The sequence below is a fragment of the Kribbella antiqua genome (genome assembly GCF_004345665.1).
In the GTDB taxonomy this organism is placed as follows: domain Bacteria; phylum Actinomycetota; class Actinomycetes; order Propionibacteriales; family Kribbellaceae; genus Kribbella; species Kribbella antiqua.
The window spans coordinates 55,664-76,071 of sequence record NZ_SLWR01000010.1; the positions used below are offsets into that span (position 1 = coordinate 55,664).

Consider the following 20,408-nt stretch of genomic DNA (forward strand, 5'->3'; position numbering starts at 1 on the left):
TGCCTGATGGCAGACGTACAGGTCGCTCCCTGGACCCTGGTAGTCCCGGTGAAGCGTACGGCGATCGCGAAGAGCCGGCTCGCTGCCGCCTACCCACAGCACCGTCCGGAGCTCGCTCGCGCCTTCGCGGTCGACACTACTGCGGCCGCGCTCGCCTCTCCCCTGGTCCGCGCCGTACTGGTCGTCACCGACGATCCTGTCGTCGCCGCGGACGTCACGGCCGTGGGTGCGCGGGTGATCCCAGACCTGCCCGCCACGGGTCTCAACGAGGCCTTGCTGCACGGAGCCGCTGTCGCCGCTGCGGAGTTCCCGGACAACGGAGTCGCTGCCCTCTCGGCCGATCTCCCCGCCCTGCGCCCCGCCGAACTGACCGCCGTACTCGCGGCCTGTGTGGCGCCGCGGTCGTTCGTCGTCGACCTTCCTGGCACCGGTACGACGTTGCTCGCGGCGACTCCGGGTGCCTCGCTGGATCCACGCTTCGGCGTGGGTTCCGCACTAGCCCACCAAGCGTCCGGTGCGGTCTCGATCGAACTGACGGGCATCGAGTCGGTACGGCGTGACGTCGACACCGCGGCTGATTTGGCCCACGCCGTACAACTTGGAGTGGGTCCAGCAACAGCGGAGGTGATGTCGCTGGTGCTCGGTGCCGCGACGGGGACCGAGGGTCTAGCCTGCTGACATGCAAGCAACTGTGAGCCGCTACGACACCGAGACCTTCTCGGGTGCGGTGCTGACCGATACCGGTGTCGAACTGCCCTTCACCGTGCACGCCGTTGCCGACACCCCGGTGCGTCATCTCCGCGTCGGGCAACGGGTTCGCCTGCAAACCACGGGTTCCGGAGCAGGTCTCAGCATCACCAAGGTGGACTTCATCACCGAGCTGTAAACGTTGCCGGAGGCATCGTGACAGAGCGAAGGCCGGTCGCCCCTGGAGTGGGGTGACCGGCCTTCGCTGGTGTTGCGGTGCTGCAGTGCTTGAAGGTCAGCGGGCGGTTGCGCGCTTCGCCGGAGCCTTCTTGGCGGGGGCCTTCTTGGCCGGCGCCTTCTTGGCAACGGTCGCCTTCTTGGCCGGAGCCTTCTTGGCAACGGTCTTGGCCGGCGCCTTCTTGGCAACGGTCTTGGCCGGGGCCTTCTTGGCCGGCGCCTTCTTGGCGACGGTCTTGGTGGCTGCGGTCTTGGTCGCCGCGGCGGCCTTCTTCGCCGGGGCGGCCGCCTTGGTGGCGGTCGCGGCCGGCTTCGGCACGACCAGCTTCGGCAGCTTCTTCGCACCGGAGACAACGGCCTTCAGCTCCGCACCGGCGCGGAACTTCGGAACCGTGGTCTTCTTGGCGCGCTTGGTCTCACCGGTCCGCGGGTTGCGGACGATGCGAGCACCACGCTCGATGGCCTCGAAGGCACCGAACCCGGTGATGGCGACCTTGCCGCCCTTCTTGGTCAGCTCACGCTGGACGGTGTCGATCACCGATTCCAGCGCGTGCTGGGCCTGGCGGCGGTTTCCGTCGAAGTGCACTGCGAGCGCTTCGACCAACTGGCTCTTGTTCACTGCTTCCCTCCGTGAACACTAGGCGTCGAGCACAGCGCTCGATCTCACGTGAACGTTATGGACTCAACACGCCGTTCACAAACACCAACGCGGCAATTCGTCCTTGTTTTGGGCGATTCGTGCCACAATTTCGCCCGAATCGGCCCGGATCGGGTCCCCGAATCCCTTCAGAGCAACGATCCGGTCCCCAACAGTGACCACTCGAGGGACCACCTCATCAGCGCTTGCCGCGCACTGTTCGCAGGCCTGAGCGGGCCATGTCGAGGCCGCGGGTGACCCCGGACTCGCCCTTCCTGGCCCGCAACTCGTCACTCACTTTGCCCAGCAGGTAATCCAGCAACGGTACGGCGATCGCCAGCACCACCCACCAGATCAGTCGCCGGCGCAGGAACAACCACATGGTCCGCCTCCAAAGCTCAACAGGTGACTCAGGAGACTAGTGCCCGCGCCGGGCCGCCCGCATTCAGAGCCAGCCGCGGCGCTTGAAGATCTGGTGCAGACCTCCACACACCAACGCCATCAAGGCGATCGCGAACGGGTACCCGTACTGCCAGTGCAGTTCCGGCATGTTGTCGAAGTTCATCCCGTAGACGGTGCCGATCAGGGTCGGCGCGAACAGGATCGCCGCCCACGCGGAGATCCGCTTCACCTCTTCGTTCTGCTCGCTGCTGGCGATCGCGAGGCTCTTCATCTCCTCGTTCTGCTGCTGCGCGACCAGGGTCGCGTTCACGGTCAGGATGTCGCGCAGCAGTTCGCGGAACCCGTCGACCTTCTCCACCACCTCGGTGACGTGGTCGGCGACGTCACGCAGTGAACGTTGCAGTTCCTCGTCGACGCCGTACTTCTCGAAGCCGCCGCGCAAAGCCTCGAGCATGCCGACCAGCGGCCTGGTGGCGCGCTGGAACTCGATCACCTCGCGGGACAGTTCGTAGATACGCCGCGACACCTTGGGATCGCCGCGGAACACCTCGGTCTCGATCTCGTCGATGTCGTTCTCGAGACCGGCGACCACCGGCGCGTAACCGTCCACGACCTTGTCCATGATCGCGTAGAGCACGGCTTCGGTACCGCGGTTGAGCAACTCGGGGTCGCGCTCGACCCGGCGCCGTACGGCGGCCAGATTCGGCGCTTCGGCATGCCGGACCGTCACCACGAAGTCCGGGCCGACGAACACGTGCACCTCGCCGAACTCGACCTCCTCGGTCGCGTCCCGGTAGCGAGCGGCCTTCAGTACGACGAACAACGTGTCGCCGTACCGCTCCAGCTTCGGCCGCTGGTGGGCCTCGTTGGCGTCCTCGATGGCGAGCTCGTGCAGGTCGAACTCCTGGGCCAGGGAGGCGAGTTCGCGGCGGTCCGGCCGATACAGGCCGATCCAGGCCAGGCTCTGCGGCGCCTTGTGCAGGACGCGATAGGTCTCGGCCAGCGACTCCGGCGACGCGACCCGGCGGCCGTCACAGTAGATCGCACTGTCGACGACGCTGTGTCCCTTGGGCTTCGGGGCGGTGTCGCGGATCTGCAGCTCGGCCGGCTCCGGAGCGGGCCGGCGGGGAGCGCGGAAGGGGGTGCGGCTGAACGCACGCAGCGGACGGATACGAAGGTCGGACATGAGTCCCCCAGATGCGGTGGTGCGGGTGTGTGGGCACGCGTCTGCCCGACCCCCGCGACCCAGAGGGCCGCATCAAGAAAAGAGAGAGAACTCAGATCTCAAGGTCGAGCGAGATCGGTATGTCTGGAGGGTTCGCTGCTGTTCATCAGCGCCTCACCTCCCTGATCTCGCAAGCCTTGTACTGACAACCCCAGAAGGGTAACACCAGAGTTATCGCCACGGATGTTCTGTCCGTTACACAAAGGTTTCGCCCACCCCCACAGTGGGGATGGGCGAAAGCTCGGCGTACGAACTAGGCCTTGGCGGGCAGGGTGGCCGGCTTGAAGGACGGCCGGGTCGCTTCGTAGGCAGCGATCTCGTCCGCGTGCGACAAGGTGATGCCGACGTCGTCCAAGCCGTTCAGCAGCCGGTACCGGGTGTAGTCGTCGATCTCGAACGGTGCGGACACGTCCCCGGCCGAGATCGTCTTGTTCTCCAGGTCAACCGTGACCTTGGTGCCCGGGTCGGCCTCGATCGTGGTCCACAGCTGCTCCACGACGTCCTGCGTCACCAGGGCCGCGAGCAGCCCGGCCTTGCCCGAGTTGCCGCGGAAGATGTCACCGAACCGCGACGACACCACGACCCGGAAGCCGTAGTCGAGCAGGGCCCAGACCGCATGCTCCCGCGACGATCCGGTGCCGAAGTCCGGCCCGGCCACGAGCACCGAGACACCGTCGTACTCGGGCTGGTTGAGTACGAAGGACGGATCGTTGCGCCAGGCCGCGAACAGGCCGTCCTCGAAGCCCGTCCGAGTGACCCGCTTCAGGTAGACGGCCGGGATGATCTGGTCGGTGTCGACGTTGCTGCGGCGCAGCGGAGCCGCCGTACCGATGTGCTGGGTGAAGGCTTCCATGATTCCGTTGCTCCTCAGACGTTCTCGGGTACGGCGACGTCGACCGGCGGCAGATCCGCCGGGGCCGCGAGGGTTCCGGTGACGGCGGTGGCGGCGGCAACCAGCGGCGAGACCAGGTGGGTCCGGCCGCCCTTGCCCTGCCGGCCTTCGAAGTTGCGGTTCGAGGTGGAGGCGCTGCGCTCACCCGGGGCGAGCTGGTCCGGGTTCATGCCCAGGCACATCGAGCAGCCGGCGCCACGCCATTCCGCCCCGGCGTCCTTGAAGATGCGGTCCAGACCCTCGGCCTCGGCCTGCAGCCGGACCCGGCCCGAACCCGGGACCACCAGCATCCTGGTGCCCTCGGCAACCTTCCGGCCGGCCAGCACCCCGGCCGCGGCCCGCAGGTCCTCGATCCGGCCGTTGGTGCAGGAGCCCAGGAACACCGTGTCCACGTGGATCTCGCGCATCGGCGTACCGGCGGTCAGGCCCATGTACTCCAGCGCACGCTCAGCCGCGACCTTGTCGTTCTCGTTGTCGAAGTCGTCCGGCGACGGGACGTTCTCCGACAGCGGGATGCCCTGGCCGGGGTTGGTGCCCCAGGTGACGAACGGGGCGATGTCCTCGGCGCGCAGGACGACCTCGCGGTCGAAGGTGGCGTCCTCGTCGGTGGCGAGGCTCTTCCAGTACTCGACCGCGGCTTCCCAGTCGACACCCTGCGGCGCGTGCGGCTTGTCCTGCAGGTAGGCGAAGGTGGTCTCGTCCGGCGCGATCATGCCGGCCTTGGCGCCCCACTCGATCGACATGTTGCAGATCGTCATCCGGGCTTCCATGCTCAGCGCGCGGATCGCCTCGCCGCGGTACTCGACGATGTAGCCCTGGCCGCCGCCGGTGCCGACCTTCGCGATCAGCGCCAGCACCAGGTCCTTCGCGGAGACGCCGTCGGGCAGTACGCCGTCGACCGTGACAGCCATCGTCTTCGGCCGGGCCTGCATCAGGGTCTGGGTGGCGAGCACGTGCTCGACCTCGCTGGTGCCGATGCCGAAGGCGATCGCGCCGAACGCACCGTGGGTGCTGGTGTGGCTGTCACCGCAGACCACGGTCATACCGGGCTGGGTCAGGCCGAGCTGCGGGCCGATGACGTGGACGACGCCCTGGTCCGGGTCGCCCAGGGTGTGGATCCGGATGCCGAACTCCTCGGCGTTCTTGCGCAGCGTGTCGACCTGGGTCCGCGACACGGGGTCGGCGATCGGCTTGTCCACGTCGTACGTCGGGACGTTGTGGTCCTCGGTGGCGATGGTCAGGTCCGGGCGCCGTACTGGCCGGCCGGCCAGCCGGAGGCCGTCGAAGGCCTGCGGGCTGGTCACCTCGTGCACCAGATGGAGGTCGATGTAGAGGAGGTCGGGCTCTCCGTCGGCATGGCGCACGACGTGCGCATCCCAGACCTTTTCCGACAACGTCCTACCCATCAGACTTCTCCTCCTTGGATACTTTTCCCGCCCCACCGCCCCGGTCGGGTGAGTCTTGTGGTGAGGTGCTCTCGCTCACAGTGCTCCGACTGCGTCTTCGTAGCGTGCTCCGCATTAGGCACCGGAAGCGACTTGCGTTCCACGATTCGAGACGGCAATATCGTCTCATGGACAACTCTAGCGGAGTCGGCGTTCTCGACAAAGCAGCCCTGGTTCTGTCCGCGCTCGAGTCCGGGCCGGCGACCCTGGCCGGACTGGTGGCGGCCACGGGACTGGCCCGACCAACGGCACACCGCTTGGCGGTGGCGCTGGAGCACCACCGTCTGGTCGGCCGGGACATGCAGGGACGGTTCGTGCTCGGACCGCGACTCAGCGAGTTGGCCTCGGCTGCTGGTGAGGACCGGCTGCTCGCGACGGCGGGTCCGGTGCTGGCGCGACTGCGCGACATCACCGGTGAGTCGGCGCAGTTGTTCCGCCGGCAGGGTGAGTACCGCGTCTGCGTCGCCGCTGCAGAGCGTCCGTCGGGTCTTCGGGACACGGTCCCAGTCGGCAGTCAGCTGACCATGGCGGCCGGGTCGGCTGCGCAAATACTGCTTGCCTGGGAGGACCCGGAGCGGATGCACCGCGGTCTCCACAACGCCACCTTCAACGCCGCGGCGCTGGCCGGCGTCCGACGCCGTGGCTGGGCCCACTCCGTCGGCGAACGCGAGCAGGGCGTCGCGTCCGTCTCCGCTCCGGTCCGCTCCCCCAGTGGCAAGGTGATCGCCGCAGTCTCCGTCTCCGGCCCGATCGAACGTCTCTCCCGCCAGCCCGGCCGCATGCACGCCCCCGCCGTGATGGCCGCCGCCGAACGCCTCTCCGAAGCCCTCCGCCGCGCCTCCGAGTAACTAGAGCGGCCAGACCTGCCCCGTGCCGCTGTCGATCAAGGCGGCATGGTCAGCAGTCGTCTCGAGCGGCAGTACGTCGTACACGGCCGCCGCAAGAATCGGCAGCGCGACCAGTGGCACGCGAGGTGCGAGGGTGCAGTGCGGCACCCAGCGACCCGGTTGGTAGTGCCGATGCAGATCGGCCCCGGTCGCAGTGACCGCCGAAACCGCCTGCTCCTGTCGGTGCAGCACCTCCACACCAACCGCAGGCACCAGCCAGGCCCGGCCGCGCCGGAACGTTCCGAGCGCATCGAAGTAAAGGTTGACAGGCCCGCCGTCCATCAGTGGCTGGACAGCCTTCATCACTTTGTCGTGGTCCCACTCGCGCAGCACCGCGAGCGACAGGTGCGGCACGTGCCGACCGTGCGTGTGTGACTTCAGGGTCGGTACGCCGAGCTCCTCCAGCCGATCCCAGAGTCCCCGAAGGATCCGCTCGGACCGCCGGTCGAACAGCAAACACACGGCGAGTGCCACACCACCACGGTAGGCCGGATCGCCAGAACAGCATGCAGGCCTGGACGGCGGGCCTACAGTGAGTGCTGTGGCGTTGCGAGTTGTCTTTGCGGATGACAACTTCCTCGTGCGCGAAGGCATCTCCGCGCTGCTGACCGAGGCCGACGATGTCGAGCTCGTCGACGTGGTCACCGATCCTGCCGCACTGCTGGAGTCCGTGGCCCGGTACCGGCCGGACGCCGTCCTGACCGACATCCGGATGCCGCCCACATTCACGACCGAGGGCATCGACGCCGCCAAGCGGATTCGCGCCGACCACCCGTCGATCGGGGTCGTCGTGCTGTCCCAGTACGTCGAGGACGACTACGCCTTCGACCTCCTGTCCGACGGCGTCGCCGGCCTCGGGTACCTGCTGAAAGAACGGGTGTCGCAACGCGACGAGCTGCTGCGAGCCCTGTACGACGTTGCGCGCGGCGGCTCCGTCCTCGATTCCAGAGTCGTCGAGGGTCTGCTGGCGCGAAAGGCACAGGAAGCGCGGTCGCCTTTGCCCGGCCTGACCGATCGGGAGCGCGAGGTCCTCCAGGAACTCGCCGCCGGCCGCAGCAACGAGGCGACGGCCAAAGCCCTCTTCATGAGCACCCGGGCCGTCGAGAAACACATCAGCTCGGTCTTCCAGAAACTCGGCCTGGCCGACGAGTCCGACGTCAACCGTCGCGTCATGGCCGTCCTCGCCTTCCTCGAGGCGACCGGAGGGCCGGCCGAGCACTGACGACGGTGGGGGTCAGCCGCACCAGTCAGGCGGACAACACCATGTCGCCTCGGTGCCTTATCGGCCACGATGGCGGTGAGGAGGTGAGCCAGTGGCCGACGTACGCGTCCTGATCGTGGACGACCAGGAGCCGTTCCGCCGGGCGATCGCCGCCGTCGTGTCGGAGACGGACGGTTTCGTCGTCGTCGCGTCCACCTCGTCCGGCGAGGAGGCGCTGCTCGCCGTCACCAGCCTGCGCCCGGGCCTCGTGCTGATGGACGTCAACCTGCCTGGCATCAATGGCATCGAGGCCACCCGGCGGATCACCCGGGACGCCGACCCGCCGATCGTCGTACTGCTCTCGACCTATGACCAGGACGATTTCGACATCTCCGGCTGTGGAGCTGCGTCGTACCTGGCCAAGGCCGCGTTCGGTCCGGACTTGCTCACTGCCGCGTGGGCTCGTCGGCGTCGACCGGAATTCTGACCGACAGCAGACCCGCCTCATCGAGCCACAGCCGGCCACCCGCCGCCTCGACCCGGTCGACGATCGCCTGTACGTCGATCTGGTCGCGGGCCACGCCACGGATCTGCACGACCAGCTCCGCTGCGACGATCCGGAGGTCGATCCGGGCCGCCACGGTGCCGGCGCGCACGGACTCCACACAGCAGAAGTAGACCGCCGCCTCGACCCGCGTCGCGAACCGCCGGTCGGCCGACGGCTCGACGTGCAGCGCGATCGCCTGACCGTTCCGCGCCAGGTGTGACCTGAGCGCGCGGGCCAGCCCTGCCCTGGCAAGCTGGGTGGGGAACAGCCCCCGGGTCAGTACGCGCAGCGACTCGAGTGCCGCGTTTGTATCGTCGACGAGTTGCTCGATCTCGTCCGTCGCCGCGCTTCCCGACTCCGCCACGCTGAGGCCACTCAGCCGCCCGGGCATCAGCTCGAGATGGGACAGCACCTCCTGGGAGATCGCGGACTCCAGTTCGCGGCGAGTGGCGTCATCGGCAGCGATGATCCTTCGCCTGGACTCCGCCAGCGCATCGGTCGTGCGATCGAGGGCAGCGACATGCCCTGCCAGTTCGGACTCCATCGCAGCGTTGCGGAATGCCAGCGCGGTTTGGTCGGCCAGATCGTGCAGCAGTTGCTCGTCCGCGGGCCGGAGCCCGCGCCCCTTCGGCATCGTGACGCCGATGCTGCCGAGGGTGTCGCCACCTTGCCGGACAGGCACCTGGAAGTCCGGTGTTCCGCCGGCAGGGCCGGGCCAGACGCCCGAGATTCCCACCCGGTCTGGAACCTGCAGGACTGCGGTCGAGGTCCGCGCGGAAACCGCGCGCCCGGCCGCTTCCGCGACAGCAGGCAGCAGGGCACTCGGTGACGGGGGTTCCGCGAGCCGACGGCCGAACTCGGAGAGCGCCTCGTAAGGCAGCGCCCTGGCGCCATAGGCCAGCCGGTTCGCCACCCGGACGATCCGTTGACGGAGCGGCTGGAACGCGACAGCGACCAGCGCGGTGGCGAGCAGCGACAGCCAGAATCCACTGGTCCGGGTGTTGAGGAGGGCTGCGACCGCAAGGACCAGACCGGCGTAGCCGATGCCGGCAAAGATGGTGCCCAGGGCAAGGACGACGGCCCGGTTGATGATCAGGTCCAGATCGAACAGCCGGTAACGCAGGACCGCGACGGCGAACAGCAGCGGTAGACAGAAGTAGGAGAAGAACAGTGGGAGGCTCGCGATCCAGGTCTGCCGTCCGCCATTGAAGAGCTGGACGACGAGAAGGAAGACGAAGCTCAGGGCAACGAACACCACCGACAGTGCGATCAGCCGCAACTGCTGCCGCTGCACTCCCCGGCTCCGGCGCAGCCGGAGGACCATGGACACCATCGAGGCGACCAGGCCGCCGGCGATGAAAGGCAGACCCACCAGGGACAACAGACTGCCGATCGGCCCGCCGACCTCCTGCCGATCGATGTCGAACTCGGCCGGCGACAGGGTGAGCAGGCTGCCGGCGTAACCGGCGTACCCCACCAGCGCCACGACCACCGCGGCGCGCCAACGGCGGGACAGGAGCCGGCCGTCCGGCGCAACCAGGAAGAGGATGGTCAGCAGAGCCAGGGCACACTGTCCACCCAGCAGGGCGGCGATCCAGCCTGCGATTCCGCCGAGGCTCCGCGACCCCGGCCCGTCGGCCGAGACCACCCACACGCCGTACGCCTCGGTCAGCAACGAGATCGACGAGAGGAAGCCGGTCAGGCAGAGCAGCCAGCCGATCGGGTGCCGCGCCCACCGGGCCACGATCAGCGCGCCCATCGCCGCGCATCCCACGACCGCGGCGGTGACAAACGGGAACCCGTGGACGGCGACGGCTTCCTCGGACAGCAGCGGCCGGTAGGCCGAGGTGACCCAGACGTCGCCGCCGGCGATGAGCACAGTAAGCGCCGTCAGCACCCAGGCCGCTCGCGCGTACATGTCAGTCCCCCGGCCGGCGCGCACCCGGCAGGCTCGCTGCTACCAAGGTGCCGCCCGAGGGTGTCGTCTCGATGGTCAGCGTGCCACCGGCGGACTCGACCCGATCACGCATGTTGATCAGACCTGTGCCGGCCGGCGCGGCCTTCAGATCGAACCCGGCACCATCGTCTTGGACCGTCACCTCCAGGAGTGCGGGACCGCCCCGCAGTTCCAGGCGGATCGCCTTCGCCGATGAGTGCTTGGCGGAGTTCTGCAGCGCCTCCAGCGCGCAGAAGTACGCCGCGGCCTCAACGCCCGCCGGGTATCGGCCGACGTCACCCGCGACCAGTTCGGCCGGCAGCGGGCTCCAGGAGATCGCCGTCCGGAGCGCGACGGCAAGCCCTTCGTCGACGAGCAGGCTCGGGTAGATGCCGCGCGAGAGACTGGTGATCGTCTCGATGGTTACGGTGGCCGCCTTGCACTGCTCCGCAAGCAGCCGATCGGCCCGCTCAGGCGACCGTCCGGCCAGGGTGTGGGCAAGCCTCAGGTTGACTGCGAGCGCGACCAGATGCTGTTGAGCGCCGTCGTGGATGTCGCGCTCCAGCCGTTTCCGCTCGGCGTCCTGAGCGTCGACGAGTCGTTGCCTCGACCTTCGCAGTTCCTCCGCCAGCCTGGACAGTTCCGCGAGCCGGTGCACGAGCTCGGCCCGTAACCGCGCGCCGCGCAGGACCATTCCGGCCTGGTTCGCCAGTCCTGCGAAGAGCCGTTCCTCGACCGGAGTGAGCGGTACGTTCTCGTGTTCCTGCACGACCAGAACGCCCAGCAGTTCGCCGGCCTGGCGCACCGGCAACTCCCGTCGGCCGGGCACGTCGCCGACTGCGGCTCCATCGGCGGGCCAGGTTGCGGCGAGCCTCAGTCGGCCGTCCACCATCAGCCACACCTGCGCTGCCTTCGCTCCCGTCCCACCGGCCAGTACTTCAGCCATCCTGGCCGGTAGGTCATCCTTCGCCGAACCGCCGGTCACCGCCGGCGAGAACCGGCTCAGGACCTCGTACGGCGACTGCGATCCGCCATGCACCAACCGCGACATGACGTCCTCGAGCCGTGACTGCACCCGCCCGAAGGACAACGCCACCACCGCGGTCGCCAGCACCGACAGCCCCGCGTGCGGCGACGAGGTGTGGCCGATCAGCGCACCGCCGCCCAGAACGATGACGACGTACACCAGCACCACGAACACCACGAGCCCGCCCAGCACCAGCAGAGCGGCGAGTTGTTCACGGCCGGTCCGCCAACGCCCCCACAACTTCACCTCTGCAGTGTGCGCCCACCGACGCCGGGATGGGAGTACCCGAACCCCCAGGGTGGGGTCAGCCGCACGATCGTCCGCCGATTGCCCGCGGCCAGCGCCCAGGTGCCGTGTGCCCAGCCCGATGGGATCAGGCGACAGGAACGTCTTTGCTGGGATCACACCGCTCGACCGGGGGGTCGAAACCAGGCACCACGAATCCAGGCACAGGGAGAAATCACACATGTCTGCCACCATCAGCATGACCGGAAGCAGCACCGCTCCGGTGACGGCCGCAGCCCGGGCCGAGGGCGTCAGCAAGTTCTACGGCACCGGCGACGCGACCATCGCCGCGCTCAAAGACGTCTATGTCAGCCTCGAGGCCGGCATGTTCACCGCGATCATGGGGCCGTCCGGCTCGGGCAAGTCGACCTTGCTGCACATGCTCGCCGGCCTCGACCGGCCCACCTCGGGTGAGGTGTTCCTCGGCGACACTCAGCTCACCTCACTCAACGACAAGGCGCTCACGCTGCTGCGCCGAGACCAGATCGGCTTCATCTTCCAATCGTTCAACCTGCTGCCGACGATGAGCGCCGCGGAGAACATCGTCCTGCCGATCCGCATCGCCGGGCGCAAGCCCGACGAAGTCTGGGTCAAGTCGATCGTCGACAAGCTGGGGCTCGCCGACCGGCTGACCCATCGCCCGACCGAACTGTCCGGTGGGCAGCAGCAACGGGTGGCCGCGGCTCGCGCGCTCGCTTCGCGTCCGCAGATCGTCTTCGCGGACGAGCCCACCGGTGCGCTCGACTCCGCCGCGGGAACCGAACTGCTCGGCTTCCTGCGCAAAGCCGTCAAGGAGCTCGGCCAGACGGTCGTGATGGTCACCCACGACCCGACGGCCGCCAGCTACGCCGACCGGGTCCTGTTCCTGGCCGACGGGCACGTCGTCGACGAGATGTTCGAGCCGACGGCCGACGCCGTACTCGACTTCATGAAGCACCTAGGAGCCTGAGCCATGTTCACCGCAACGCTGCGCGGCATGCTCGCGCACAAGGTGCGACTCGTCCTGACCGTGGCCTCGATCGCGCTGGGGGTCGCGTTCCTGGCCGGCACCCTCGTCCTGACCGACACCATGCGCCTGGCCTTCGATCAGCTGTTCGGCAAGGTCTCCGCCGGTACCGACGCGGTCGTCCGCGCCGAAGCCGCCTACAGCCAGTCCGAAGGCATCAGCACCAGCCGGGCGCCCATCCCCGCCGGCGTTCTCACCCAGGTACGCAAGGCCGACGGGGTCCGCACCGCCGAGGGCTCGGTGAGTGGCTATGCGCTGCTGACCGACAACGCCGGCCGTGCCGTGCTGACCAGCGGCGGAGCTCCCACCATGGGCTACAGCCTGCCGGCCGATCCCGCGCTGCGAGGTGACGTCAAGCTCCTCACCGGCGCCGCGCCATCAGGTGCGCACCAGGTCGCGATCGACGCCACCAGCGCCGAGGAGCACCACATCGCGCTCGGTTCCACCATCAAGGTGCTCTTCAACGGCCCGACGCAGATCTTCACTGTGGTCGGCACCGTCGGCTTCGGCGGCGAGAAGAATCTCGGCGGTACGACGGGGGCCTACTTCGACTCCGCCACCGCCCAGCAGGTGCTGGGCGCACCCGGCGTGTTCGACTCGATCAGCGTCAGCGCCGAGCCAGGTGTGGCCCCGGCCGAGCTGGCGCAACGGATCAACGCGGTGCTGCCTGACGGCGCCGAAGCCGTCACCGGGGCGACCGTGGTGAAGGAATCCGCCGACGCGGTGAACGAGGACCTCAAGTTCGTCACCGTGCTGTTCATGATCTTCGCCGGTATCGCCCTGTTCGTCGGTTCCTTCATCATCTGGAACACGTTCACCATGACGATCACCCAGCGGTCCCGCGAGATCGCCCTGCTGCGAGCCATCGGCGCCACCCGGCGGCAGGTGAACCGGAGTCTGATCGTCGAGGCTCTGCTGCTCGGCCTTCTCGCCTCGGGCGTCGGCCTCGGTCTCGGCCTGCTTGTCGCCAAGGGCCTCAATCTCCTGATGGATGCGGTCGGCTTCAGCCTGCCCAGTACGTCGATGCAGGTGGAACCCCGCACCATCGTGGTGTCGCTGCTGGTCGGCACCCTGGTCACCGTCGTGGCGGCTCTCGTCCCGGCTTACCGGGCCACGAAGGTGCTACCGGTCGAGGCTTTGCGTGATGCGGTGCCTGGCGCCGGCAACCCGACGAAGAAGCGCATCATCGCCGGTGCCGTCGTGACCAGCTTCGGTCTGGCCGGGCTGTTCTCGACCCTCTACGCCGACCTGAGCATGAAGCTGTTCGGTCCCAGCCTGCTGGCCATCATCGTCGGCGTCCTGATGCTGCTGCCGGCTGCCGCCCGTCCGCTCGCATCGCTGATCGGCATTCCGCTGCGGCTGCGAGGCATGCCCGGCGAACTGGCCAGGCAGAACGCGATGCGCAACCCACGCCGTACGTCGTCCACCGCGGCCGCGCTGATGGTCGGTCTGACGCTGGTCGTCAGCATGGGCGTGTTCGCCTCGTCGCTGAAGGCCTCCTTCGGCGACGTGATCGGGGACTCGATCAATGCCGACCTGTTCGTCACGACGTCGAGCGCCCAGGCACCTGGGTTCAGCCCCGAGGTGATCAAGGTGGTCAAGGGCGTCTCCGGCGTCAGTTCGGTGACTGCCAGCGGCTGGGGCGAGGCACGCTTCGACGGAGCGGATTCGAGTTACTCGGCTGTCGACCCGGCAACCGCGGCGGACGGGCTGAACCTGGGCGTGTCGGCCGGCTCCGTCGCAGCACTCGGCACTTCCGGAGTCGTGGTGGCGCAGTCCGCCGCTACGTCCCACGGGTGGAAGCTCGGCGACGTCATCCAGAGTGAGTTCGCCGCAACGGGCAAGCACGACCTGCGCATTGTCGGCATCTACAACGGCAAGGGCTGGATCGGCGACGACTTCATCATCAGCATCGCGGCCCAAACAGCCGCCGCCGGCCAGCAGTTGACCAGCTCGGGCCTGGTCAGGCTCGCGCCGGGCGCTGACCGGTCGACCGTCCAACAGGCGATCACCGCGGCTCTCGCGGACCACCCTGACGCGAAGGTGCTCGACCGCAAGGGATTCGAGAAGGAGGCGAGCGGGTTCATCGACAAGCTGCTCACCTTCGTCACAGTGATGCTGCTGCTGGCGGTCCTGATCGCCCTGCTGGGCATCGTCAACACCCTGGTGCTGTCGGTTTTCGAGCGGACCCGCGAGCTGGGCCTGCTCCGGGCGGTCGGCATGACGCGGAACCAGGTCCGGGCGATGGTGCGCTGGGAGGCGGTGGTGATCTCGCTGATCGGTGCGCTGGCCGGCGCCGCCCTCGGTATCGGCTTGGGGCTCGCCCTTTCGCAGGCACTCGCGGACGAGGGCATCAAGGCCATCTCGATCCCCGGCGTGCAGGTGACGCTGTACGTGGTCCTCGCCGCGGTGGCCGGAGTGCTGGCGGCCATCGGGCCGGCCCGATCCGCCGCGAAGGTCGACGTACTCAAGGCGGTGGTGGCGGACTGAGAAGGGCGATTGCCGAAGGCCCGGACCTCGTGGTCCGGGCCTTCGGGTTCTGTTGGGGTGCGGGCGCTTGGACGTACCCTCACGTCATGAGGGTGGGGATCCTTGGGGCGGCGGAGGTCCTTCGGGACGGGGCGCCGGTGGAGCTTGGTGGCCGGAAGCAGCGGATGCTGCTTTCGGCTTTGGCGCTGTACGGCGGCCAGCCGGTGGCGGTGGACAGCTTGATCGACATGCTGTGGCGGGACTCCCCTCCACCGAGCGCGCTGCCGACGCTGCAGGTGTATCTCGCCGGCGTACGCAAGGCACTGGAGCCGGGTCGTCCGGCCCGCACGCTGCCGACCGTGGTGGTCACAGTCGCACCGGGATACGCCCTTCGGCTGCCCGAGCACGGCATCGACTCCGGGTTGTTCGCCTCGGCCGTGAACGCGGCCCATCGTCGACTCGGCAACTGGTCGGACGAGGCGTCAGGGTCGATCACCGCACCCGATCTCGCCCCTGGCGAACTGAACAGCGTCGTCAGTGAGCTCGACGATGCGCTGGCGCTGTGGCGAGGTACGCCGTACACGGACCTGGACGACATCCCGGTGGCTACTGCGGAACGCGCCCGGCTCGAAGAGCTGCGGCTGGTGGCGCTGGAGGACCGTGCGGTCGCCCGGCTGGCACTCGGCCAGCACCTGACCGTGGCCGCCGAGTTGGAAGCGCTGACCGCCGAACACCCTTTGCGGGAACGGCTCTGGACGTTGCGGGTGCTGGCACTGGCCGGCGCCGGCAGGCAGGCCGACGCCCTCGAGGCGTTGCGCCGGGTACGCCACGTCCTGGCCGACGAGCTGGGGCTGGACCCTGGTACGACGCTGCGCGGCTTGGAGACCGCCGTACTGCGTCAGGACCCGGCGCTCGTCTGGCGATCGAAGCCGATCAACGGAGCCCCACGCGCTTCCGCCTCCTTTGTGGGCAGGGCAGCCGAGATCGAAGCGCTCGAGCAACTGCTGGACCAGGCGACGGCGGAGCCGCAGTTCGCCGTACTGGTTGGAGAACCGGGGATCGGCAAGTCCAGGCTGGCGGCGGAGCTCGGGGCGCGGGCGCGTTCGCGTGGGTTCGCCGTACTGACTGGGCGGTGTTCGGAGGACGAGGGTGCTCCCCCGATGTGGCCGTGGATGGGAGTTCTGCGGGGACTGGCTGACGATCTGCCCGCAGCGGCCGAGCTGATGGGGCGGTTGGAGTCCGGTGATCAAACGCTTCCGGAGGACGTGGAGGCGGCGCGGTTCCGGCTGTGGAACCTGATGGCGGACGTTCTCGTCGCGGCATCGGCGGTGCGACCGCTGCTCGTGATCCTTGACGATCTGCACTGGGCTGCACCGTCTTCGCTCAAGTTGCTTGGGCATCTGGCGGACATGCTCGACACCGGTCGGCTGCTGGTCGTGGCGACGCGCAGAGCCGCTCCCGAGCTGACGGGTCCGCTCGCACAGGTGGCTGAGAGCCTTGGGCGGCGGCACGCGCTGCGCCTCGACCTGCAAGGGCTGTCGACGGCCGAGGCGGCTGCTCTGATCGAGGTCGCGACGCATCGCAAGCCCGGCACCCGTGAAGCCGAGGCGTTGCGCGAGCGTACGGATGGAAACCCGTTCTTCCTCGTTGAGCTTCTCCGTGACGGCAGCAGCGAGGTGCCCGCAGCGGTAACCGATGTCGTTGCCCGCCGGGTGGCGCGGCTGCCGGAGCCGACCGGCGATCTGTTGCGAACCGCTGCTGTCATCGGGCGTGAGTTCGACCTTGCCGTACTCGCGGCAGCCGGTGGGCGCGACGAGGACGACGTACTGGACCAGCTCGATCCTGCGCTGGCTGCGGGGGTGATTGCCGAGGGAGACCGGGTGGAGCGGTTCCGGTTCGCTCATGCGCTCGTGCGGGACGTGGTACACGCTGGTCTGCCGGCTGCCCGGCGCGCTCGCCGTCATGCGGCGATCGCGAGTGTGCTGGACGGTGCGGGCGCGGCACCGTCGGAGACGGCGCGGCACTGGCTGGCTGCCGGGCCGGCGCATGCGGCACGAGCGTGGCGTGCAGCGGCTGAAGCCGCCGAATTGGCGGGGCGGCTGTACGCGTACGAGGAGGCCGCGGCGCTGCTCGCAGACGCACTTGAGGTGCAGCAAGCGGACGGATCCGCCACTCCGCTCGACCGGTACGACCTCTTGATGGCACGAGCCGACGCTTGCCGTTGGTCGGTCGATCGGGACGGCGTGAATGCTGCACTCACAGCTGCTGCCCATCAGGCGGCGAAGCTGGGGGACGTCGTACGCATGACGCAGGCCGCCGTCGGCACCACAGAGGCCGCCTTGTGGCAGACACGTGTCTACGGGCAGTCGGATCAGTACATGATCGCCGTACTGCGACGTGCGCTGCGGGAGCTGCCGGCCGAGGACGGTGAGCTGCGCTGCCGAGCACTTCTCGTCCTGGCGACCGAGCTGTACCACACCGACGCGCCGGCGTACCGGGAAGCGTTGGTGGAGCAGGGCATGGCGATGGCACGCAGACTCGGCGATCCCGCCCTGCTGGTGTGGGCGTGTCAGGCGGCGTTCATCGCCAGCTGGCGTCCGGCGACCGGACCGGACCGGCTTCGGCTGGCCGACGAGGCCATCGCCATCGCGGTCGAGCGAGCCGATCCGATCCGGGAGGTGCTCGCCCGGACCCTCCGGGCCATTGTTGCCGGTGAACTCGGGCTGGTCGCGGAGATGTGGGACGAGATCAGCCGCACCAGGGCGATCGCTGAGCCGCGGCGGCTGTTGTATGCGCTGATCGTGCTGGGCGAGCTCGAGTCACCGTGGCTGGCGATGCAAGGGCGATTCGCCGAAGCCGAGCGGATCATCGAGGCGAGGCGCGAACTCATGACCGGTGCTTCGATGCCGCAGCGGCACGAATCGATAGTCGCCGGCTACGCGTGCAACAAACTGTGGCAGGGCCGCATCGCAGACATGATCCCGGCGTTCCAAGCGCTGGTGGGGGTCAGTCCGATGCCGTTCGACCTCACGATCCAGTGGATGCTCGTGCGGGCCGGCCGGCTGGACGAGGCGCGCGCACTGGGCACTGGCTACCTGGCCCCCTCGACTGATGACTGGGTGGCGATGCACCACCACTGCATCGCGGCCGAGGTCGCCTTCGCGCTGGAGCAACCCGAGGCGGGGCGAGCGCTGTATCAGTGGCTGAGCCCGTACGCCGGACGAGTCTGCAGCGCCGGGTTCTCGGTGGCGATCGGCCCGGTGGACGCCTTCCTGGCCTTGGCCGCCAGGGCCGCGGGCGAGCGGGACATCGCTGCCCGGCACGCCGCGAGGGCGCTGGAGCTGTGCGCGGAATGGAAGATCCCGCTGGTCGCGCAATGGATGCGTGAGCAGCGGGATCTCTTCTGAGTCACACGTAGCGGAACGCACGGCGCTCGCGGCGCTCGAAGGGCCGTCGCCAGAAGAGCCGCCAGACCAGTTCCATCGGACGACCTGCCATCGAGTCGCGCACGTGACGGAACTGTTCGGCCGGTAGCTCATGCAGCGCCCACGACGCGACGAACGGGATGTCCCGCGGACCGTACGCCGGTTGGAATGTCTCCTTCTCGAGTCGAAGCCAGTCGTCGTTGACCAGGTAGCGCTGCACCAGGGCGAGGGCGTCGCACTCCTCGTGAGCCAGATGCCGTGCCAGGTGCTCGCCGAGTGCGACCACCCGCACCTCCAACGCGTCCCGTGCGTCGGCATCGGCGTACGACGCCAGCCGGTCGAATCCCGCCGTACAAGCCGACAGCAGCGGGTCGATCTCGGCATGCTCGCCCTCCATCGCCTCCAGCGTCTCCCGGTCGGCGGCGTCCGCCCTGGACATGAGGAGAGGCCACAGAGCGTCGTCCTCACCCGTGTGGTGCTTGTGCAGGATCTCGACGAACTTGCCCCACCGGGCGGCGAGTGCCTTCCACGTGGTGCGGTCCTCGAGCGGCGTACCGACCACGGCGGCTTTGAAGGCGGCCAGGTCACGGCGAAACGCATGGTGCATCACGTACATTGAGGTGAGATCCACCGGCCCGGGCGGAGCCGCAGCCTGCCCCGGCAACATCAGTTCAGTATTCATGGCCTTACGGTCGACCCGTCCACTTGGAAACCACTTGTGGTCCCGACCCCAAGCCGCCCCCAAGCGGCCGAGTTGATGCTCATCGCATCACTCGATCCAAGGGGAACCTTCCATGAATACGCTGTCCGTCTCGCTCTGGCCAACGGCCGTCATGCCGACCCTCGAGCGGGCCCTCACCTGTGAGTACGCGTCACTCACCCGCTCCGGTGCACCGATCACGTGGCCGCTCACGCCGTACTACGACCCCGGTGCGGCCACGATCGACGTCAGCACCGGGCTTACGTATCCGGCCAAGGCGGAGCGTGCCCGGCGGGATCCGCGCGTGGCTCTGTTGTTCTCCGACCCGACCGGTTCGGGCCTAAGCGATGCACCAGTTGTGCTGGTCCAGGGACTGGCGACCGTACGAGATGCCGACCTGCAGGCCAACACCGATCTGTATGTACGCCGCGTGCTGGAGAAGCTGCCGGAGACCGTGGCGGGGCAGCCGTGGTTCGTCGTACGGCAGCAGAAGTGGTACTGGTCCCGGCTGTGGATCGAGGTCACTCCGCTGAAGATCCTGTGGTGGCCGGGTGGTCGGCTCGACACGGATCCGCTCCGCTGGGAGGCATCCGCCGGCACGGCCGCACCGCCGTCCGATCCGGCGCCGGAGGGCGCCGCTCCCCCGCCGTGGGCTGCGCCGCCCGCCGACTGGCGCCCGGGAGCGGATCGCGCGATGCAGCTTGGCAACCCGGTGCTGACCGTTCGCGACGCTGATGGCTGGCCGCTGCCGCTGCGGTCGCTGGGAGTCGAGCGGGTGGACGACGGCTTCGTGGTGCGCACCGGTGCTCTCGGTGCGGCCGCCAGTGGCCGGGCTTGCCTGACGTTCCACGCGCATCCCGAACAGTTCACCGGCCAGCAGAACGCCGCATTCGTCGGCACCGCGACACCCACTGCGGACGGCGTACACGTCCGGGTAGACCGAGCGCTCGCGGACTTCAGCCTTCCGACCGGGCGCTTCGGCCAGCTGCGCACGTTCCTGGCCAGCGGCCGGGCTCTCACGCCGCGCCTCAGCCACGAGGCCGCTCGCCGCCACCAGCCGGTTCCCGTCGTACGACGACCGGCCGGCTGACGCAAGAAAGGCCTCCCGCTCCGAAGAGTGGGAGGCCTTCTTCTCTGGTAGCCCCGACGGGATTCGAACCCGCGCTACCGCCTTGAGAGGGCGGCGTGCTAGGCCGCTACACAACGGGGCCAGAGGGTTGTCGACCGGTCCTTCCGGACCGGGCAACGAGGTTGAACTCTACCGATTTCCATCGGCGCGGTCCAATCCGCTGGGGTACTAGGACTCGAACCTAGACTAACTGAACCAGAATCAGTCGGGCTGCCAATTACCCCATACCCCAAAGGCATTTCACTGCTGCTGTGAGTTTGTCTCCGCCCTC

The 20,408-nt window shown here is 68.5% G+C and carries 18 protein-coding genes and 2 tRNA genes; 9 read left to right on the plus strand and 11 right to left on the minus strand.

Annotation, left to right across the window (positions count from 1 at the left end; translation table 11 throughout):
- Positions 1-6 precede the first annotated feature (6 nt).
- Together cofC and EV646_RS26745 are read left to right on the plus strand one after the other, a co-directional pair.
- On the plus strand, positions 7-678 hold the full coding sequence (gene cofC / locus EV646_RS26740; RefSeq protein WP_132153306.1) for a 2-phospho-L-lactate guanylyltransferase: 672 nt from the start codon (positions 7-9) through the stop codon (positions 676-678).
- A gap of 1 nt (position 679) precedes the next feature.
- Positions 680-886: a hypothetical protein gene (locus EV646_RS26745; protein ID WP_132153308.1), complete on the plus strand. Its 207-nt coding sequence runs from the start codon at positions 680-682 to the stop codon at positions 884-886.
- A gap of 96 nt (positions 887-982) precedes the next feature.
- Here EV646_RS26745 and EV646_RS26750 read toward each other — a convergent pair whose 3' ends face one another.
- The 5 genes from EV646_RS26750 to leuC form a co-directional block, all read right to left on the minus strand.
- Positions 983-1,543 (minus strand): HU family DNA-binding protein, encoded by a 561-nt coding sequence (locus EV646_RS26750; RefSeq protein ID WP_132153310.1) that lies wholly within the window; start codon positions 1,541-1,543, stop codon positions 983-985.
- 217 nt (positions 1,544-1,760) lie between these two features.
- Positions 1,761-1,943, minus strand: a complete 183-nt coding sequence (locus EV646_RS26755) for a hypothetical protein (protein ID WP_132153312.1) — start codon at positions 1,941-1,943, stop codon at positions 1,761-1,763.
- A 63-nt stretch (positions 1,944-2,006) separates the two neighbouring features.
- A complete protein-coding gene (gene corA / locus EV646_RS26760; protein WP_132153314.1) occupies positions 2,007-3,149 on the minus strand; it encodes a magnesium/cobalt transporter CorA in 1,143 nt (380 codons plus the stop codon).
- Between the two features lie 292 nt (positions 3,150-3,441).
- Entirely contained in the window at positions 3,442-4,041 is a 600-nt protein-coding gene (gene leuD / locus EV646_RS26765; RefSeq protein ID WP_132153316.1) for a 3-isopropylmalate dehydratase small subunit, read from the minus strand.
- Positions 4,042-4,055: 14 nt separating this feature from the next.
- The gene (gene leuC, locus EV646_RS26770; protein WP_132153318.1) at positions 4,056-5,486 is read right to left on the minus strand and encodes a 3-isopropylmalate dehydratase large subunit; all 1,431 of its coding nucleotides are present in this window, start codon (positions 5,484-5,486) and stop codon (positions 4,056-4,058) included.
- 167 nt (positions 5,487-5,653) lie between these two features.
- Between leuC and EV646_RS26775 the strand changes: the two genes are divergently transcribed.
- The gene (locus tag EV646_RS26775) at positions 5,654-6,373 is read left to right on the plus strand and encodes an IclR family transcriptional regulator (protein ID WP_012922430.1); all 720 of its coding nucleotides are present in this window, start codon (positions 5,654-5,656) and stop codon (positions 6,371-6,373) included.
- On the opposite strand, the gene EV646_RS26780 is transcribed toward EV646_RS26775, so the two are convergent.
- On the minus strand, positions 6,374-6,886 hold the full coding sequence (locus EV646_RS26780) for a 2'-5' RNA ligase family protein (RefSeq protein ID WP_132153320.1): 513 nt from the start codon (positions 6,884-6,886) through the stop codon (positions 6,374-6,376). It abuts the gene before it with no gap.
- 67 nt (positions 6,887-6,953) lie between these two features.
- On the opposite strand from EV646_RS26780, the gene EV646_RS26785 reads away from it, so the two are divergent.
- Together EV646_RS26785 and EV646_RS26790 are read left to right on the plus strand one after the other, a co-directional pair.
- A complete protein-coding gene (locus EV646_RS26785) occupies positions 6,954-7,634 on the plus strand; it encodes a response regulator transcription factor (RefSeq protein WP_132153322.1) in 681 nt (226 codons plus the stop codon).
- 91 nt (positions 7,635-7,725) lie between these two features.
- Positions 7,726-8,100 carry a response regulator gene (locus EV646_RS26790; RefSeq protein WP_132153324.1) on the plus strand — a complete coding sequence of 125 codons (375 nt, stop codon included), beginning with the start codon at positions 7,726-7,728 and terminating at the stop codon, positions 8,098-8,100.
- Here the strand turns inward: EV646_RS26790 and EV646_RS26795 are convergent.
- Both EV646_RS26795 and EV646_RS26800 read right to left on the minus strand, forming a co-directional pair.
- Positions 8,060-10,078: a hypothetical protein gene (locus EV646_RS26795; protein WP_132153326.1), complete on the minus strand. Its 2,019-nt coding sequence runs from the start codon at positions 10,076-10,078 to the stop codon at positions 8,060-8,062. The genes EV646_RS26790 and EV646_RS26795 overlap by 41 nt on opposite strands.
- A 1-nt stretch (position 10,079) precedes the next feature.
- The gene (locus EV646_RS26800) at positions 10,080-11,369 is read right to left on the minus strand and encodes a GAF domain-containing sensor histidine kinase (protein ID WP_158291026.1); all 1,290 of its coding nucleotides are present in this window, start codon (positions 11,367-11,369) and stop codon (positions 10,080-10,082) included.
- 220 nt (positions 11,370-11,589) lie between these two features.
- On the opposite strand from EV646_RS26800, the gene EV646_RS26805 reads away from it, so the two are divergent.
- The 3 genes from EV646_RS26805 to EV646_RS26815 all read left to right on the plus strand — a co-directional run bounded on the left by EV646_RS26805 (position 11,590) and on the right by EV646_RS26815 (position 18,290).
- Positions 11,590-12,357 (plus strand): ABC transporter ATP-binding protein, encoded by a 768-nt coding sequence (locus EV646_RS26805; protein ID WP_241996348.1) that lies wholly within the window; start codon positions 11,590-11,592, stop codon positions 12,355-12,357.
- Positions 12,358-12,360: 3 nt separating this feature from the next.
- A complete protein-coding gene (locus tag EV646_RS26810; protein ID WP_132153330.1) occupies positions 12,361-14,904 on the plus strand; it encodes an ABC transporter permease in 2,544 nt (847 codons plus the stop codon).
- Between the two features lie 86 nt (positions 14,905-14,990).
- Positions 14,991-18,290 (plus strand): ATP-binding protein, encoded by a 3,300-nt coding sequence (locus EV646_RS26815; RefSeq protein WP_132153332.1) that lies wholly within the window; start codon positions 14,991-14,993, stop codon positions 18,288-18,290.
- Position 18,291: 1 nt separating this feature from the next.
- On the opposite strand, the gene EV646_RS26820 is transcribed toward EV646_RS26815, so the two are convergent.
- Positions 18,292-18,990 (minus strand): hemerythrin domain-containing protein, encoded by a 699-nt coding sequence (locus EV646_RS26820; protein ID WP_132153334.1) that lies wholly within the window; start codon positions 18,988-18,990, stop codon positions 18,292-18,294.
- A 112-nt stretch (positions 18,991-19,102) separates the two neighbouring features.
- Here EV646_RS26820 and EV646_RS26825 point away from each other — a divergent pair, with 112 nt between their 5' ends.
- Positions 19,103-20,098, plus strand: coding sequence for a pyridoxamine 5'-phosphate oxidase family protein (locus EV646_RS26825; RefSeq protein ID WP_132153336.1), 996 nt, complete (start codon positions 19,103-19,105; stop codon positions 20,096-20,098).
- A gap of 45 nt (positions 20,099-20,143) precedes the next feature.
- Here the strand turns inward: EV646_RS26825 and EV646_RS26830 are convergent.
- Together EV646_RS26830 and EV646_RS26835 are read right to left on the minus strand one after the other, a co-directional pair.
- A tRNA-Glu gene (locus EV646_RS26830) sits at positions 20,144-20,219 on the minus strand.
- 78 nt (positions 20,220-20,297) lie between these two features.
- Positions 20,298-20,369 (minus strand) — tRNA-Gln (locus EV646_RS26835).
- Positions 20,370-20,408 lie beyond the last annotated feature (39 nt).

Excerpts from the sequence above, each read along its gene's own strand:
- cofC (WP_132153306.1), top strand. The coding sequence starts at position 7 with ATGGCAGACGTACAGGTCGCTCCCTGGACCCTGGTAGTCCCGGTGAAG.
- EV646_RS26745 (WP_132153308.1), top strand. The coding sequence starts at position 680 with ATGCAAGCAACTGTGAGCCGCTACGACACCGAGACCTTCTCGGGTGCG.
- EV646_RS26755 (WP_132153312.1), bottom strand. The coding sequence starts at position 1,943 with ATGTGGTTGTTCCTGCGCCGGCGACTGATCTGGTGGGTGGTGCTGGCG.
- corA (WP_132153314.1), bottom strand. The coding sequence starts at position 3,149 with ATGTCCGACCTTCGTATCCGTCCGCTGCGTGCGTTCAGCCGCACCCCC.
- leuD (WP_132153316.1), bottom strand. The coding sequence starts at position 4,041 with ATGGAAGCCTTCACCCAGCACATCGGTACGGCGGCTCCGCTGCGCCGC.
- leuC (WP_132153318.1), bottom strand. The coding sequence starts at position 5,486 with ATGGGTAGGACGTTGTCGGAAAAGGTCTGGGATGCGCACGTCGTGCGC.
- EV646_RS26775 (WP_012922430.1), top strand. The coding sequence starts at position 5,654 with ATGGACAACTCTAGCGGAGTCGGCGTTCTCGACAAAGCAGCCCTGGTT.
- EV646_RS26795 (WP_132153326.1), bottom strand. The coding sequence starts at position 10,078 with ATGTACGCGCGAGCGGCCTGGGTGCTGACGGCGCTTACTGTGCTCATC.
- EV646_RS26805 (WP_241996348.1), top strand. The coding sequence starts at position 11,590 with ATGTCTGCCACCATCAGCATGACCGGAAGCAGCACCGCTCCGGTGACG.
- EV646_RS26810 (WP_132153330.1), top strand. The coding sequence starts at position 12,361 with ATGTTCACCGCAACGCTGCGCGGCATGCTCGCGCACAAGGTGCGACTC.
- EV646_RS26815 (WP_132153332.1), top strand. The coding sequence starts at position 14,991 with ATGAGGGTGGGGATCCTTGGGGCGGCGGAGGTCCTTCGGGACGGGGCG.
- EV646_RS26820 (WP_132153334.1), bottom strand. The coding sequence starts at position 18,990 with ATGAATACTGAACTGATGTTGCCGGGGCAGGCTGCGGCTCCGCCCGGG.
- EV646_RS26825 (WP_132153336.1), top strand. The coding sequence starts at position 19,103 with ATGAATACGCTGTCCGTCTCGCTCTGGCCAACGGCCGTCATGCCGACC.